The organism is Bosea vestrisii, assembly GCF_030144325.1.
GTDB classification, from domain to species: domain Bacteria; phylum Pseudomonadota; class Alphaproteobacteria; order Rhizobiales; family Beijerinckiaceae; genus Allobosea; species Allobosea vestrisii_A.
In genome coordinates this window covers 1,582,804-1,598,187 of sequence record NZ_CP126307.1, presented here as the reverse complement: position 1 = coordinate 1,598,187, position 15,384 = coordinate 1,582,804, and the positions used below count along the sequence as shown (strand labels likewise).

Sequence of the window (15,384 nt, the reverse complement as noted above, 5' to 3'; positions counted from 1 at the left end):
GTTCTCCGGTCAGGCCGCCTTCAGCAGCGCATCGAGCTCGCCACGCGCATCGAGCGCGTGCAGGTCGTCCGAGCCGCCGACATGGCGCTCGTTGATGAAGATCTGCGGCACGCTGGTGCGCCCACCGGCCTTCGCCGTCATCTCCTGGCGCAGCTCGCGCTTGCCATCTACGTCGATCTCCTCGAAGGCGACGCCCTTCCTGGTCAGTAGTCCCTTGGCGGCCTGGCAATAGGGACACCAGCCCGTGGTGTAGATCGTAACCTGCGGCATCGGCCTGTCCTGAAAAAATGCTTCGCCTCGCAATATAGGGAGCCGTCACGCTTCCGTCACGACCCGGGCGAAGGTCAGCACGTCGACGGCGCTCGCTCCACCACGCAGCAGCGCGCGGGAGGCGGCATTGGCGGTCGAGCCGGTGGTCAGGACGTCGTCGACGAGCAGGATGCGCCGGCCCTCGACCAGCGGTCGCATCCCCGGCAGGACCTTGAAGGCGCCCTGCAGGTTGTCGGCGCGCTGCGCCCTGGTCAGCCCGACCTGCTGCTTCGTTCGTTTGACGCGGGCGAGCGCCTGTGGCGCGAAAGGGCGTCCTGATTGCCCGGCGATCGCCGCGGCCAGCGCCGCTGCCTGGTTGAAGCGCCGCGTCCACAGGCGGAAGCGATGCAGAGGCACGGGCACGATGAGATCGGCCTCGGCGATCAGCTCGCGGCCGGCCTGTGCCATCATCCGCCCGAGCATCAGGGCAAGCTCGGTCCGGTCGCCATATTTCCGCCGGTGCACCAGCTCGCGCGCCGTACCGTCGAAGCGGCAGGCGGCGCGCGCCCTGGCGAAGACCGGCGGATCGGCGATCGCGGCCGGTGAGATCAGCCCCGGGCCGAGATCGATCTCGAACGGCGTGCCGAGCCGCTCGCAATAGGGTCGCTCGATCAGGCTGAGTCCGGCCCAGCACTGGGCGCACAGGCCCTGCGCCTCGCTCGTGGCGGCCCGGCAACTGACGCATGAAGGCGGGTAGACGAGGCTGACGACGCCCGTCGTGCCGCTGAGCAACCAGCTGCGCCCTCGACGCAACCAGCGCAGGGAGAGCGTTTTTTCTACGTCCTCGGGATTTTCGGAAAGGCTCATGCGCGATCGGGTCCGCAAAGGGAGAGTCTTCGCTTTCTCGCGAGCAGGGCAGGGCGGCCTCTGCCAATTCCTGCCATGTGGCCTATGTTCTTTGCGACGGCCCCGGCCCGCATGACGGTGACTGGCGCCATGGATGCCTCCCTCGGCCTTAGCGCCGCTTCGCGACAAGGATCGCCACGATGAGTCATGCCTCCCCCGCCAAGCTGTTCACGCCATTCCGCCTCGGCGACCTCGAGCTGAAAAACCGCGTCGCCATGGCGCCTTTGACCCGCAACCGCGCCAACAAGCACGATGATGCGCCGAACGCGCTCAATGTCGAGTATTACCGCCAGCGTGCCGGCGCCGGGCTGATCATCACCGAGGCGACGCAGATCTCGCAGCAGGGCCAGGGCTATATCTGGACGCCCGGCATCTATCGCGATGCGCAGGTGGCCGGCTGGAAGACGGTGACCGACGCCGTGCATGAAGCCGGCGGGCGGATCTTCGCGCAGCTCTGGCATGTCGGGCGCGTCAGCCACGTCTCGCTGCAGCCCGGCAACCAGGCGCCGGTCGCGCCTTCGGCCGTGCTGGCCAAGACCAAGACCTATATCGAGAGCGGCTTCGCCGAGGTCTCGGAGCCGCGTGCGCTCGGGCTCGACGAGATTCCCGGCATCGTCGCCGATTTCGTCAGGGCGGCGGAGAACGCCAGGGCGGCCGGCTTCGACGGCATCGAATTGCACGGCGCCCATGGCTACCTGCTCGACCAGTTCCTGCGCGACGGCTCCAACCAGCGGCAGGATGCTTATGGCGGCTCGATCGAGAACCGTGTGCGCCTGACGCTGGAAGTGGTCGATGCGGTCACCAAAGTGTTCCCGAAGGAGCGTGTCGGCATCCGCATCTCGCCGGTGAGCCCCGCCAATGACTCCCGCGATACCGACCCGCAGGCGCTGTTCGATTACCTCGTCGCCGAACTCGACAAACGGGGCATCGCTTTTATCCATGTCGTCGAGGGCGCGACGCGCGATGCGCGCGACTACCTGCCCTTCGACTACCAGCGCCTGCGCAAGGCCTTCCGCGGCGCCTACATCGCCAATAACGGCTTCAACCGCGAGCTCGCCATCGAGACGGTGGAGAAGGGCGAGGCCGACCTCATCGCCTTCGGCCGGCTCTTCATCGCCAATCCCGATCTGCCGGAGCGGCTCAAGGTGGACGCCCCGCTCAACACGCCGGATGTCGCGACCTTCTATGGCGGCGACGCCAAGGGCTACACCGACTATCCGGCGCTGGCGCCGGCCGAGCGCTCGCACGCCGCGGGTTGAAGGCCAGCCAGCTCCTGCGTGTATCGCTTTTCTGCCGCAGGTTTTTCTTCCACGACTGCACGGAAGGGCTTGCAGCGCGGTCCGGTGCCGATTATACGGACGGCCTTGCCGCGCTGCTCCCATCGTCTAGCGGTTAGGACGTCGCCCTCTCACGGCGAAAACTGGGGTTCGATTCCCCATGGGAGCGCCATCGGCCAGCTAAGTCCTTGAAGGACTTAAACTCTCGAAAAATCAACGGTTTACTCGGCTCGGGCTGTCATACATTTTGGCATACATGAGCAGCGAGATCGTGCCCAAAACGCCCTATCTGATCGTCCGTAACGGTCGGTTCTATTTCGATATGCGCGTGCCGGAGGACGTAGTCGGAGCCTTCAAGCACAAGTTCAAGCGAAAGACCGGGACCATCCGGGAAAGCCTCAAGACGAAGGACCGGAAACGGGCGCTTCGCGAGATGGGTGAGAAGCTAAGCTTCTACTTAGCTCAGTTTGACGAACTGCGCCGCACGAGCGACGCGGAGCTGGTGCTCGCGAACAAAGTCAGTCGCCGTGATCTGTCCAAGCTCAGCAGGGCCGAGCTGGAGAAGCTCGTCGTCAGCTACTATCGTGATGTGCTCAGGCCTTCCGCCCTCAGCCCGCCAATCGATAGCGAAGACCGGGCCGAGCTTGTCGAGGAATGGTCCGACACGCTCGCCCGCGTGAAGGATCGTCGTGACGAAGAAGGCAACGAGCGGGTCCAGAACACTGCCGATCATGTCTTGCTCAAGGCCGGTTGGCCGAGCACCAGAACTAAGGCAGGCACCATCACGCGGCATTTGCCCAGCGTTGACGTAGATCGGGCGGCCGAGCAGTACGAGGCGCTCATGGACCTTGTGCGTCGCGCTAGCATAGACGGCAGCCGTCTAGCCTTGGCCGAGTTGAAGGGCGCGTCGTTCACGCCAGTCGATCCTCTGTTTGCAACCGGGTTCAATCTCGCTGAGGCGAACGACAAGCTCGGGCCGTTCCTATCCGAAGCCTTGGCCGGATGGAAAGTGGGCAGTGGCGTCCGAGGCAGCCGGAAGCCACGCGAGCTAACCGCGATGGAGGCCGCGAGCGCTGTTCAGCGGTTCATCGAGCTTCACGGCGACATTCGCATCGGGGAAGTCAGCAAGAAGCGAGTGCAGGAATTCGCCTCCGCCATGTCGGCGCTGCCAGCGCGGCTCCCGAAGAAGCTCTCCAGTATGGCGTTGCCGGAGCTACTGCGTGAGGACTTGAGCGCGTTTCCATCCAGGGCGCCTGCCACGATCAATAAGGCGTTCACGCTCCTCTCCGCGATAGTGGAGCATGCTCGGAAGCAAAGCGACCTAGAAGACGCTACGTCGTGGCCCAACCATTTTCCGTCCGCGTGGATCGAGGAAAACGGGCATACGCAGCCTGATCGAGTGCCTTTCACTGCTGACGACCTTCGCCGCATCTTCGTCGATGGGCCGGTGCATGGGCAGGGCAGGCGGCAAGAAGGCGGGCAGGGGGAGGCGCAATACTGGATGCCCTTGCTGGCGCTTTTCGCGGGTGCGCGGCTCTCTGAGCTGGGCCAGCTCCGGGTGTGCGATGTCCGCTTAGACGATGGCGGGGTGCCGTATCTGGATATCGGGACGTCCGGCGGTCGCACTGTGAAGACGCGCAACAGCGTTAGAAGGGTGCCGGTACATCCAGCGCTGCACCAGCTCGGTTTCCTCGCCTATGTCGAGCGCGTTAAGTCCACTGCCGGAGTTGAGGCGACGCTATGGCCCCGTATGAGGTCGGCGGAGCGTCGGGCGCGGACCGCCTCGTGGTCGCAGTGGTTCGGGAACTACATTCGTCGGAAACCGATCTCCATCGGCGACAAGTCAAAGGTATTTCACTCGTTTCGGCACCTCTTCAAGGACATGTGCCGCGATGCAGGCCTCTCAGAGGACGTGCATGATGCTCTGACGGGGCACGCTGCCGGCAAGAGTGTGGGGCGCAGCTACGGCTCGGGCCATTCAGTGGCGCGCCTGTATGCCGAGATCAGCAAAATAAAAGTGCGGGTAGACCTCACGCATCTCCATACGACGTAGGTACGCAAGGCGCCGGCCGGTTGGGCTTCGCTATACCGCAGCGTGCCTCCGGGCCGCCGATCAAGCAGGAGCTTGAGCAAAGTCTAAGAAAATCAGCTGATTGCCTCGAAATGCTTCCACTCGTATGAGTAGTAAAACGTGGGCTGCATTGGGGGAATTGTGGGGTTTGAACGCACGGGTCTTTGGAAAAGGACGCTCTCGCAGGAAGCCGAGTTCGCCGACCGTCACGGACATGACAGGTTACGTTCAGGCTTTCTAAGCCTTCGAGATAAGGCAGCGCAGTTAGTCGAAAAGATCGCCGCGGACTGTCCAGGGCTCACTGTGCACAATGTAAGCCATCTCGACAGTCTCTGGGAGATGGCCGATCTGATTGTCGGAAGCGATTACAATTTAAATCCGGCGGAAGCATTTGTTTTTGGCTGTTCGGCGTTGCTTCATGATGCGGGAATGACTATTGCCGCCTTTCCCGGCGGTCTGGATGAACTTTCGAAAACGGCTGAGTGGCAAGATGCCGAAGCTTTTATCAAAAAGAAATTGGAGCAAGCAAATGGAGTAACTATTTCAGATTTGCCAGATAATATTAAGAGGCAGGTGAATTTTACTGCCCTTAGAGCGCTTCATGCTGAAAATGCCGAGCGTCTGTTAGATATAAATTGGCAAAATGGCAAAACCGGCGCACCTCAGCGGTTGTTGGATGATGAAGCGCTTCGGGCGGCGTACTCCCGCAGCATTGGTCGCATTGCGCACAGTCATCATTGGAGTTTTGAAAAGCTCCTCGATAATTTAAATCATGCTGTTGGTGCGGCTCCAGAAATAGACGGAAACTGGCCAATCGATGAGGTTAAGATAGCGCTTATATTGCGGTGCGCCGATGCTGCTCATATCGATAGAAGAAGAGCCCCGTCTTTTGATTTTGCGCTTTCGAAGCCAACCGGTCTATCGTTTGATCACTGGGCATTTCAAAATAGGTTAAATGCCCCAACCGTCGTTGGCGAGGAATTATTTTTCTCAAGCGGTACAGATTTTCCAGTAGAAGAGGCCGGTGCATGGTGGCTTTGTTACGATGCATTACGAATTTTAAATAAAGAAGTATCGGGGTCAAACGCTATATTGGTCGAGATGGGGTCGCCTCCATTTTTGGTAAAGCGTGTACATGGAGCTGATAGCCCTCGGATAATGGCCAAGAGGATAAGGCCCCAAGGCTGGAAACCCGTGGATGCTGAAATTCGCGTGAGCGCGCCGGCCGAGTTGGCTAAAACGCTGGGCGGAAAAAACCTTTACGGCTCGGGACCGCTCGCCCCAATAAGAGAGCTCCTTCAAAATTCTGTTGATGCGATCCGCGCGCGCCGTGTCCACGAGCAAGACCCAGACCTCGGTCAAATAAAAATATCGATTGATCTAGGGCAGGGCGGGCAAAAGTGGCTTCATATTGAAGACGATGGGGTCGGGATGTCCGAGCGGGTGCTAACTGGGCCCCTTCTGGATTTTGGGCAATCTTTCTGGTCCTCCGCTGCCGTGCAGCAAGAGTTTCCCGGGCTTCTTTCCAAGGGCATGAACCCTATTGGAAAGTTCGGAATTGGTTTTTTCTCTATATTCTTGCTAGGAGACCATGTGAAAGTGGTTTCGCGACGTTTCGATGCTGCACGATCTGAGACGAAAGTACTCGAATTTTCGTCTCTTGACGCTAGGCCTATTTTGCGGGCTGCCGACTCCTCCGAAAATCTCAAGAGTTTTTCTACGAGGGTTAGTGTGGCGATTAAAGAAAATCTCAGAGAAATCCATGTGGCAGATGATGTATACCCCGGCGCATCGGTTAGAGAATATTGGGACTTGAGTAACACGCTGTCAAAAGGCGTCCGCCATTTGGTATCACCACTCGACGTAAGAGTAGAGTTTGAGGATGATACGGCATCATCAACAGTGGGATTTTTGCACAAAGCCGAATGGGGCAGTACCTCTCCAGATATATTTTTGGGTGAATTGCTTTCTAGGAGTGAAAAGAGTGATGTTGGCGAGGTGATCTATGCTCACGCGCCTCAGGTTAGAAATTTAACTGACGCCGAAGGCCGACATTTTGGCCGAGGTGCATTAGATATGCTTCATGGTGAGCGAGATGGGCGCTTGAACGGTTGCTATATATCGGTTGGGGGATTTTGCTCACCTGGGACTTATCGGCGGACACTGGGGGATCGCCCCCTATTTTGGGCGTTCTCAGTGGAGAAACAGAAGATATCAGCCGGCGGACAGCGGAACACAATGTGCCGGCGGCAGTCCTCAAAGCCTGGGCTACAGAGCAGGCGTTGCTGATCGACCAAAGGGGATTTTCGAAGTATAATTTGCTAAGAGCTGCTGCTAGAATTCTATCTATCGGTGGCGATCCAGGACCACTGCCGTTCTGTTTTATTGGTGGACGTTTCGCGACATTTAACGAATTTCGAGATGTTGCGCTGAGTTCGTCTCGAATAATTATTCCTGCCAAACGTAGTTACGCTCATAATTTTAACGTCACCGGTATTAACCAGGCTCCATCGACCTTGTTTTTTGAGCGACCCATTGAGAATGTGGCGCTCCTCGAAATCGATGATGTCTCAGATGTGTTGGATAAATTGCATGCAGCTGAGACGGAGCACTCAAACGTTATTGTGATGGACAAGCCGGAGATCGATCGGCTTGTGTCACGCCCCTACGCGCCTCTCGGCTTCGCTCTAAAAGTATTGGAGGAGAACTGGGGGCGCTCCCCGCGGTTCTCATTCTCAAGATTGGAGCTTCTCTCGCCCGACTACAAGCTCGGCGGCGGATTGCGGTGGGTTCTAAACATAGAACGTTCCGAATTAAATTAAGGGGATTTTGACTTACCGCTTTGGCTTGCCGGGCAGCCCCGGAACTCGGTGAGCATCGCCGTTCGCGGGCTGCCCAATGTGGCGCAACAATTCCGCGGCTTCCGTGCCCAGTACAGCAGCGAGCCTATCGACAACGTCGATACTCGCTGCGTATCGGCCGCGCTCCAGCGCGCTTACGTAGGTCCTGTCAATGTCGGCCCGGTGCGCCAGTTCCTCTTGAGAAAGCCCCACGGCGCGCCGGTAGCGCTTTAGGTTGACGGCGAAGACATCTCGAATGCCCATGGGTTCGAGAGGGCTCTGATGATGAGTATTTCACCACGGAGTATTTCCAACATTTGTAGGTTCCTGCTATGACTGCGGAGCGCCATCCATCCAACCTTGCGGCGCTCCGGGGGCCATCCAATGATCCGTATTGCTCTCTCAGCTGTTGCGCTTTCGGCCGTTTTTCTCTGCCCGCGCGCGCAGAAAACCCGATCCTAGCGGCCGACCTTGTCGGCAAATATAGAGCCTATAAGTCGTACTGCTCGGGCGAGACCGACCGCGTCACAGAACCGGAGGTGAAAGCGCTTTCCCAAATAGCTGTGGTGCTTGGCTATGACGGCAAGGATAGCAGCCTAAATGACCTCGCCTACAAACGGGAGAATGATTACACAACACTCTGGATAAATATGGGCAGGAAGTACTCGACTTGCGTCGAGACGCTGGCCTTTCTGCGAAGCCTCGCTAAGCAGGTGGCGCGATAGGCTTCGATCCGGAGTATATTTCTGCTCACATGCATCGGTTAGGGCGTTGCAACTGGGTGCACGCTATAACAGCCGAAGCAATGCTTGTCGCCCCGTTGTCTTGTGCCTCTTTCGCGAAACGCGAGCGTACGCCAGCGCTTTCGGTTACGCCTCAAGTGCGCGGTAGACGGATGCGCGGCCAATCCCAAGGCGCCGGGCAATCTCGGTGGCGCCGATACCTTCGGCATCAAGTGCGCGAACTTGCGCTGTGTCGATGGAGGGCTTCCGGCCCTTGTAGACACCTTCGGCCTTCGCCTTGGCTATACCTTCCATCTGGCGCTCCTTGCGGATGGCCGTCTCAAACTCGGCGAAGACGCCGAGCATCTGGAGGAAAGCGCGGCCGGCAGCGGTGCCGGTATCGATAGGCTGTTCCGTCGCCCGGAGGGAGACGCCTTTAGTCTCCAGCGTGCGGACGATGCCAGCGAGGTCGGCGATGGACCGAGCAAGACGATCAATACGGGTGACCACGATGGCATCGCCCTTCCGGGCGAAGTCGATCAGCGTCCGGAGCTCAGTGCGGCCTTCGGTGCTCGTGCCCGAGCGCTTCTCCGAACGAACGATCTCGCAGCCGGCGGCGCGGAGGGCAGTTTCCTGAATGGCCAAGTCCTGATCTGTGGTGCTGACCCGAGCATAACCGTAAGTCGCCATGATCTCCGCCCCCAATTATCTCGATAGGCTCTAGACCCTTTTCTTGTATCGTCTCGCAATTTGAATGTAAACCCTATTGAGACAGAATTTCTGTCTCAGCCCATTGCCTCGCAGGGGTATACCCTTCTTGGACAAACCGGGCCGGTAGGCCTGCTCGGTGGACCGAGGCATTCGCGTGGCGGTTGCAGGTAGTGATAAGCTGCCGCTTCGAGGGCCAAAAACCTCGCGGGGCTGCTTAGATGTTCAATGTAATTATGCGCCATTATGATTGGAACGATCAGACGGCATCAATGGACCTTCGTCGGATGTTCGAACACACCGATGAAGGGGTCGCTGCGCAGTTTCAGGATGGCAATTTTCCTGCGTTAGATCGCCTTATGCGCCTGCCTTGCCTCTTCATTCCAGAAGGTATCGGCGACGAAATTTGCCGTGTGGGAACCGTAACTTCGGCGCGAATTACGAACGGAGAAGTGCGGTTCGAGTACACGCTCGATCCTGATGTTCCCCCAATGCAAAATTCAACCCTTCACGCGCAGAAGGGTCGGCTCGACATGGACCGGGATAGGCATAACTTCGACTGGCACCGCAATCATTGGGCGGTAAAGGACATCGATCTGTACCGTATCCTCTTCCGAAGCGTGAACCCTCGCCGGCAGCGGCCCTCGGTGTTCAACATTCCGGAGCATGAGAGGATTGAAGCGCAGTTGATGTCGGTGATGATGCCATTCGATGCTGGTTTCGCGTCGGTCTACGCCGCCATTCAAGAGGCAGGAGTTGCCTGCAACCTCCTCACACGACGCGCAGACGAGATATGGGAGGCCCCAGGCATAATCCAAGACGTAGTAAGCTTGATTGATCGGGCGCGCATCGTTGTGTGCGACCTTACGGGTAGGAACCCGAACGTCTTCTATGAGGCTGGGATCGCACATACTCTCGGCCGTGAAGTAATAATTATCACACAGAGCGAACATGACGTTCCGTTCGACCTTCGGCATCTTCGCCATATTCGCTACCTCAACAATAATGAGGGCCGCGTCGCCTTGAGGCAGGCTTTGCAAGCCCGGATCGCAACAATCCTGGGCCACTGACCGCGATTTCTGAGCACGCATATCCGCGAGCGCCATGGGCCGCAGTGCAACGCTGGGTCGGCTTGACTCATTCTCGGCTCAAATGTTCTTATTATGTTCTCATTTTCGAGGACGAGAACCATGTCAGCGCAGCCAGCCGACCAGCGGGTCGAGGACGCGTCCCTTGATGCTGAAATCACGGGGATGATCGCCGAATTGATAGAGGAGCACGGTTCCGAACAAGCCGCGCTGCGCGCATTGGCGCATGACTTTCTCGTGTTGCTCGCCGACGCTGATCGCTCAGTCTCGCGCGGCTTCTTACGCGGCGTGTTCTCTCAGGGGGCTCGTCCCGTCTCTGGAGAGGACGACTGATGGTCAAGCGGTCGAAGCGCAGTCTCTATCCGAGCGACGCAGCGGCGATGCAGGAGAAGGTGAGAGCGTTCCACTGGGAGGTTCGGAAGTGGTGCGGTGAAATTCCGCTCGGCTCAACCGTCTACGTGGCGCTGGAGGGCCTCAATAGCGCGCTGGAGCTGGCCAACCGCCAGCTCAATGGCGCGCTTGATGATGCTAGGCGTGACCCGGCGGGCCATGGCAGAAATGGGCTGGAGGACTTCTAAGAGGCCCATAGGTAAGGAGCGATTGCGTGTGCGGCAGGTTTAGCCAAGCCTACACATGGGGTGAGATTTACGATTTCAGTCAGCCGCTGACGGTTCCGGCCGAGCCGGCGCGCAACCAGCAGGCGCGCTACAATATCGGCCCTACCACGCTGATCGATATCATCGTGAAGACACCAGCTGGCCGCGAAATCTGGAAGGTGCGCTGGGGGCTGATCCCGCCGTGGCACAAGGGCACGGCGAAGCAGATCAAGCCGCACATCAACTCGCGCATCGAGGCCGTCGACACCAACGGCCTTTTCAAGCGCGCCTACGTCAAGAACCGCTGCATCATCCCGGCAAGCGGCTTCTACGAGTGGACCACCGAGGCGAATGGCGACAAGACGCCCCACTACATCAGCGCGAAAGACGGCACGATCCTCGCGTTCGCCGGCATCTGGGAGCGTTGGCGTGACGAGAACGGTGAGGAGATAATCAGCGCTAGCATCATCACCCGTGACGCTGACCGATTTATGGAGAGCATTCACAACCGCATGCCGGCGATGCTCCACCCGGACGACTTCGATGCTTGGCTGGACGGTACAGCGGGCAAAGAAATCTTGATGAGGCCCCCTCCAGAATTGCGCGAGTGGATCGTCAGCCGCCGGATGAATAAGACCGGCTTCGGAGATGACGATCCGGCAACAACCGCCGCGCAGGTTGAGCCCGAGGTCTCACCACCGCCGGCAGAGCCTCCGCCCCAAGGTAGCCTGTTCTAATGGGTCACTGGGAGCAGATTGGCGTCGAGAACCGCAAGGAACGCGAACGGCGGGCAAAGTGGCCGAGCTGGCGGCGGGAACTGTATCGCTATGCGGACGCAGCGATCCCCGTGGCAGCCACGGCTGTCCTATTGGCGATAGGCCTCTGGGCTTCCGGCCTGCTCTGAGAAGTCGTCAGGCTCGAACTCGAGTTCGTCTCGCCATTCGCGCAGCAGAGCCAGTGTGATCGTGCCATCCGCCTCGACGCGCAGCTCTGCCTCGGCTGACCATTCACCGTCGTTGTCAACCAGAATTGGCTCACGCCCGCTTGCCGTTAGTGGTTCCGGCAGGCGCCTCTGGCTTCTCAACGCTGCACCGGAACCGGAGCGACTTGAAGGTCCGTAGGGCTCTTCGGTGCGTCTCTCTGGTCAACCTGACCCGTCTGCCGCTCGCGCAGGGTGTCCGCGTGATAGAGATTGAAGCCAACGAAGATGGCTACGACCATCGCCCCGATTATGGCGACTGCCAACAGGGCAGCCTTTCCGGCCTTCTTAGGCGAGGGAGGGCTTTCGGGCATTGGTTCGCTCCCTTTGGGTTCCTGCCCTAAGAACCTTTGGAGAGCGTGCACCGTTCCGCCTTGCCCATGAGCGGCGAGGGGGCTGTCACGGTGCGCAGACAATGAGCGTCCCGCATTCGTTGTCGCTGATCTGGGAAAGGACCAAGCGGCGAGCCTGGACACCGGCAGCATCGAGGCACCCTGCCGCTGACAGCGCAGCGTGACAGAGGTCGCGGTTGTCACTCCTCGTGCGTTGTCCCTGTCGGGGCGTGGGGCAGCTCCTTGAGGTCGGTGCCATCATCGAGCGAGAGGCATGAGGTCACTAGCTCCCGGAACATCCCGATCAGATCATCCGTCGAGTTGCCGTCGCGCTGCTGGCGTTCGGCGAGGGTATGTATGCGGAAGTGGTCGAAAGCTCCCAGCTCGCGCATCCATTCCCGGCTCTCTTTATCTTCGGCGAGCTGATGCCGCAGAACGTCTAGCTGGGTGCGTACATCGCCGCGAACCTCTGCCTGCGCTTGCAGACGGGCGAGGGCGCGGGCGCGAGCGTCCCGTTCGGCCCTGTGCTGAGCGACCAGCTCTTCTACAGTCTCTGATCGAACGCGTTCCACGGCGTTGTCGGTGGCGCGGCGGATGATCTCACCAACGGTGCTCGGGTGGACGCCGATGGCGCGGGCGATGTCGGAACGGGTGCAGCCACGAGCCTTCATGCGCAAGGCGATGTCGAGTTGTTGGGCTTCGTCCACGGGGCGCGTGCGGCGCCGGACGGTCGGGGTAGCCGAAGTATTTTGGGGCACGGCGTTGCAACCGGGTGCAACGGTCTCACCGGCTGGAGCGCTAACCATGTGCTCCTTACGGTGGCGATGCAAAGAGTTCCGGTTGAGATTGGGATAGTCGGCGGCCACAGCACGAAGAGACCGCCCCGCTTGCAGGGAAGCCTCTATGGCTATCCGGTTAGGGTGGCGGCAGATGATGCACATGGTCAGGCAACGGCGCGAGCACGCTTCCGGGGGCGAGGCGGCTTCATCACGGTGTAAACCAAGGCGGCGCGGTATTCGACATCATGGACGCCCGAGCTGTCGGCGGCCAATGGGGTGTCCTGCATTTCGCCTCGGCTAACGCGAGCATAATTCTTCAATGCGGTTGACGTGGCCAGTGCCTTGGTGGTCGAGCAGGGCATAGCAACCGTCATTGCAAGGGTTCCACTTGTGCGGGTGCATAGTTCTGTGAACTCGACGCATGCACCGTCCTCGCGGAGTTTTCCGGCAAGCAGGTCGAGAACATCGCGGAGCTTGCGCACAAACGCTGTCGGGTCAGGATCGAAGATTGGCATTGCTCAGTTCCTTTCTCAAAGGCTCTCGCGCAGCGCGTTCAGCCAACCGAGCGCCAGCCAAACGGGCCAGAACAGGATGAAGCACCAGCGGGTGAAATGCGCGTCGATGCGGCGAGCGGCGAGGTCGGCACGGAACGTGCTGCTCTCGGCCAAATCGGGATGGACAGCGGCGTCGTGGCGCTCAATCAGGGTCCAATGGGCGCGGCCCCCTTCGATGTAGATGAAGGTAGCGAGAACAATCAGCAAGGCGTCGGCAACAGGCATGGCGTGATCCTGTTCGGGGTGGAGGTGAAAAGAGGGAGACCGGCTCGCACCGATCTCCCTCTGGGGCGCCCGGATCGTCAGGCCGGGCTACGGCGCGGGGAGGATGAGACCGCGCGCCGATCTGGTCAGAGTTTGCAGCGCCAGTAGCTGTTGGCGAGGGGCTCAATGAACCCGAGCTGGGCGGCCTTGCGCGTCAATTCCTCGGCGCGCTGCGTCGTGATCCCGAGGCTGCGGCCGATGTCGCTTTCGAAGACCTGTGCCGGCCCGTTCATCGCCTTGGATGCCCGGTGGATGATCGCAACGGCCTCTAGCATGGGCAGGTCCGTGACCCCGGCCTCGGTCGCGAGCTTCTGGACAACCTGCGGGAGAGCGTCGAGCCGAGCGGCGCGGGCATCCTTTTCGGCCTGTTCGGCCTTCCACGACGGCGCATACGCATCTGCGAAGCTGACGCCCATCCCCGACGATGGGGCTGCCGGGGCAGTCTTGGCGCTGAAATCCATGAGCGGGCCGCTGTGGTTCCGGTTGCCGAAGGCAGTAGCTGCTGCTGCGGCGCGGCGGCGCTCATCGCGAGTATGTTGGGTGTCGGAGACCGGGGCGCTTTTCCGGACATCGCCGTACGGGATCATCAGTTCTGGTCCTTTTTCTGTTCGGAGGCGGTGCTGGTCTGTGCCAGTCCGCGCTTGATGAGGTCATTGATGACGGCAGCGCGCGTAGCTGCCCGGCCCGGCGCGTTCTGAATGCGACGGGTGAAGACCATCCGGTCGACCGCGTTGAGCGATCCGGGATCAATGCGAAGTGTAATGTGCGGCTTTTCCATATCGTCGCTCCTTCGTGCTAAGAGATCATGAAATCACGCCAAGTCAATATGCGTTTATCAAAAATAATTTGCACCCAGTTTCAAACTTTGCACCGTACGAAGACAGTGTATCACTCTAGAGATGTAGGCACTCGCAGCGAACGAAAACTGTCAGTTGCTTATATTTCGTGGTCTGATACCACGTTGGAGCTGGAGTATGGAGGTGCCACGATGAACGGGGTAGGTAAGGGAGCAGGCGCCGCTGCGGCGCCGGCCGATCCTGTCCGCAAGGCGCCTTGGGTCACGCGCCCGGATGTCGAGTTCTTGAACTCGCTACATCCTCGTGGCGGAGTTGAGTTCCCGCAGATGGACGAATTTATCGGCGATCATCGCGAGTTGCAGGACGCATTTAAGATCGGCTTCCGGGCGGTGAAAGACCGCTGGGAAGCCAAGATGCCTGAGGCGATCCGTGACCTAAGTAAGTATGAGCTCAAGGTATATTGGGCGATCAAGTCGCGAACATTGGATTTTGGAAAGCTGTTCGAGAAAATTCCAGAGCGCCACTTTCGAGATGGGCTGTGCAATGACGACGGATCGTTGAAGATTGGAGATAATGACTATCCGATATTTCCACCGGTAGGCATCCCAGATCACGGCAATTTAGGTAGAACTATCAAAGCGCTCCTAAGGAAAAAGGCCATTAGCCGCTTTGAGAGCGACAAGCATCCCGTGCACGGGATGGCGCACATCTACACACCTATGAACCTGATGGTCCTGTGGAACACCCTCATAAGGGCGGCACGGTTCGCGTACATCGGGGCAAACCAGTCGCGTGAACAGGATGAGTGGAAATCCTTCGCGAACGTTCTGAGAAGCCGCACACGCCGCCTAATGGATGAGCTAGACAATGAACCAAGGCGCCCTACTGCTCCGTCGGATGCCCATCGCGCGGTGGTCGCGGCCAACGATCAAGGTGACGGATCAAAGCCGCAAGTGCGCAAACGGGTCCGTAGCTTGGTCAGGGCTGCCGAAGGGTAGGTCAGATTTCCGGTCGGGCTGGATCGGATTTTTCCGGAGTCGAGATTTTCGGTCTGGTCCGGGTCGGATTTTGGAACCGCGACGGAAAACGGTTTGGGCTCCGAGATCGGATTTTCCAATAAAGCCAATCAGACAGCTCGGCGATAGCCGGGCTAGGTGACTTGGTTCTTTAGGTCTTGGTCTTTTAGATATTGAGGGGGTCTCCCTAGACACAGCCGCAGTGT

General features: G+C 59.4%; 18 protein-coding genes and 1 tRNA gene. 10 read left to right on the top strand and 9 right to left on the bottom strand.

Annotated features, from left to right (window positions below; genetic code table 11):
• Positions 1–9 precede the first annotated feature (9 nt).
• Both grxC and QO058_RS07950 read right to left on the bottom strand, forming a co-directional pair.
• Complete coding sequence (gene grxC, locus QO058_RS07955; protein ID WP_284171496.1) at positions 10–270, bottom strand: glutaredoxin 3; 261 nt, start codon at positions 268–270, stop codon at positions 10–12.
• A gap of 45 nt (positions 271–315) precedes the next feature.
• Complete coding sequence (locus QO058_RS07950; protein ID WP_284171495.1) at positions 316–1,116, bottom strand: ComF family protein; 801 nt, start codon at positions 1,114–1,116, stop codon at positions 316–318.
• A gap of 179 nt (positions 1,117–1,295) precedes the next feature.
• Between QO058_RS07950 and QO058_RS07945 the strand changes: the two genes are divergently transcribed.
• The 5 genes from QO058_RS07945 (at position 1,296) to QO058_RS07925 (ending at position 7,325) form a co-directional block, all read left to right on the top strand.
• A complete protein-coding gene (locus QO058_RS07945; protein ID WP_284171494.1) occupies positions 1,296–2,414 on the top strand; it encodes an alkene reductase in 1,119 nt (372 codons plus the stop codon).
• A 115-nt stretch (positions 2,415–2,529) separates the two neighbouring features.
• A tRNA-Glu gene (locus tag QO058_RS07940) sits at positions 2,530–2,604 on the top strand.
• 84 nt (positions 2,605–2,688) lie between these two features.
• Positions 2,689–4,485: a site-specific integrase gene (locus tag QO058_RS07935; RefSeq protein WP_284171493.1), complete on the top strand. Its 1,797-nt coding sequence runs from the start codon at positions 2,689–2,691 to the stop codon at positions 4,483–4,485.
• Positions 4,486–4,623: 138 nt separating this feature from the next.
• Positions 4,624–6,792: an HD domain-containing protein gene (locus QO058_RS07930; RefSeq protein WP_432212020.1), complete on the top strand. Its 2,169-nt coding sequence runs from the start codon at positions 4,624–4,626 to the stop codon at positions 6,790–6,792.
• On the top strand, positions 6,744–7,325 hold the full coding sequence (locus QO058_RS07925; RefSeq protein ID WP_284171491.1) for a hypothetical protein: 582 nt from the start codon (positions 6,744–6,746) through the stop codon (positions 7,323–7,325). Before QO058_RS07930 ends, QO058_RS07925 begins: the two co-directional genes overlap by 49 nt.
• Before the next feature lie 12 nt (positions 7,326–7,337).
• On the opposite strand, the gene QO058_RS07920 is transcribed toward QO058_RS07925, so the two are convergent.
• Complete coding sequence (locus QO058_RS07920; RefSeq protein WP_284171490.1) at positions 7,338–7,607, bottom strand: helix-turn-helix domain-containing protein; 270 nt, start codon at positions 7,605–7,607, stop codon at positions 7,338–7,340.
• Between the two features lie 605 nt (positions 7,608–8,212).
• A complete protein-coding gene (locus tag QO058_RS07915; protein WP_284171489.1) occupies positions 8,213–8,755 on the bottom strand; it encodes a recombinase family protein in 543 nt (180 codons plus the stop codon).
• 239 nt (positions 8,756–8,994) lie between these two features.
• On the opposite strand from QO058_RS07915, the gene QO058_RS07910 reads away from it, so the two are divergent.
• The 4 genes from QO058_RS07910 to QO058_RS07895 all read left to right on the top strand — a co-directional run bounded on the left by QO058_RS07910 (position 8,995) and on the right by QO058_RS07895 (position 11,194).
• A complete protein-coding gene (locus tag QO058_RS07910; RefSeq protein ID WP_284171488.1) occupies positions 8,995–9,843 on the top strand; it encodes a hypothetical protein in 849 nt (282 codons plus the stop codon).
• 120 nt (positions 9,844–9,963) lie between these two features.
• Entirely contained in the window at positions 9,964–10,194 is a 231-nt protein-coding gene (locus tag QO058_RS07905; RefSeq protein ID WP_284171487.1) for a hypothetical protein, read from the top strand.
• Positions 10,194–10,439, top strand: a complete 246-nt coding sequence (locus QO058_RS07900; RefSeq protein ID WP_284171486.1) for a hypothetical protein — start codon at positions 10,194–10,196, stop codon at positions 10,437–10,439. The genes QO058_RS07905 and QO058_RS07900 overlap by 1 nt, the downstream gene beginning before the upstream one ends.
• A gap of 26 nt (positions 10,440–10,465) precedes the next feature.
• A complete protein-coding gene (locus QO058_RS07895) occupies positions 10,466–11,194 on the top strand; it encodes an SOS response-associated peptidase (RefSeq protein ID WP_284171485.1) in 729 nt (242 codons plus the stop codon).
• A gap of 774 nt (positions 11,195–11,968) precedes the next feature.
• Here the strand turns inward: QO058_RS07895 and QO058_RS07890 are convergent.
• The 5 genes from QO058_RS07890 to QO058_RS07870 form a co-directional block, all read right to left on the bottom strand.
• Entirely contained in the window at positions 11,969–12,475 is a 507-nt protein-coding gene (locus QO058_RS07890; protein ID WP_284171484.1) for a hypothetical protein, read from the bottom strand.
• Positions 12,476–12,711: 236 nt separating this feature from the next.
• Positions 12,712–13,062 (bottom strand): hypothetical protein, encoded by a 351-nt coding sequence (locus QO058_RS07885; protein ID WP_284171483.1) that lies wholly within the window; start codon positions 13,060–13,062, stop codon positions 12,712–12,714.
• Between the two features lie 15 nt (positions 13,063–13,077).
• Positions 13,078–13,326 carry a hypothetical protein gene (locus QO058_RS07880; protein WP_284171482.1) on the bottom strand — a complete coding sequence of 83 codons (249 nt, stop codon included), beginning with the start codon at positions 13,324–13,326 and terminating at the stop codon, positions 13,078–13,080.
• A 125-nt stretch (positions 13,327–13,451) separates the two neighbouring features.
• Complete coding sequence (locus tag QO058_RS07875; protein ID WP_284171481.1) at positions 13,452–13,952, bottom strand: hypothetical protein; 501 nt, start codon at positions 13,950–13,952, stop codon at positions 13,452–13,454.
• Positions 13,952–14,143, bottom strand: a complete 192-nt coding sequence (locus tag QO058_RS07870) for a hypothetical protein (RefSeq protein WP_284171480.1) — start codon at positions 14,141–14,143, stop codon at positions 13,952–13,954. Before QO058_RS07870 ends, QO058_RS07875 begins: the two co-directional genes overlap by 1 nt.
• Positions 14,144–14,353: 210 nt before the next feature.
• On the opposite strand from QO058_RS07870, the gene QO058_RS07865 reads away from it, so the two are divergent.
• The gene (locus QO058_RS07865) at positions 14,354–15,160 is read left to right on the top strand and encodes a hypothetical protein (protein WP_284171479.1); all 807 of its coding nucleotides are present in this window, start codon (positions 14,354–14,356) and stop codon (positions 15,158–15,160) included.
• Positions 15,161–15,384 lie beyond the last annotated feature (224 nt).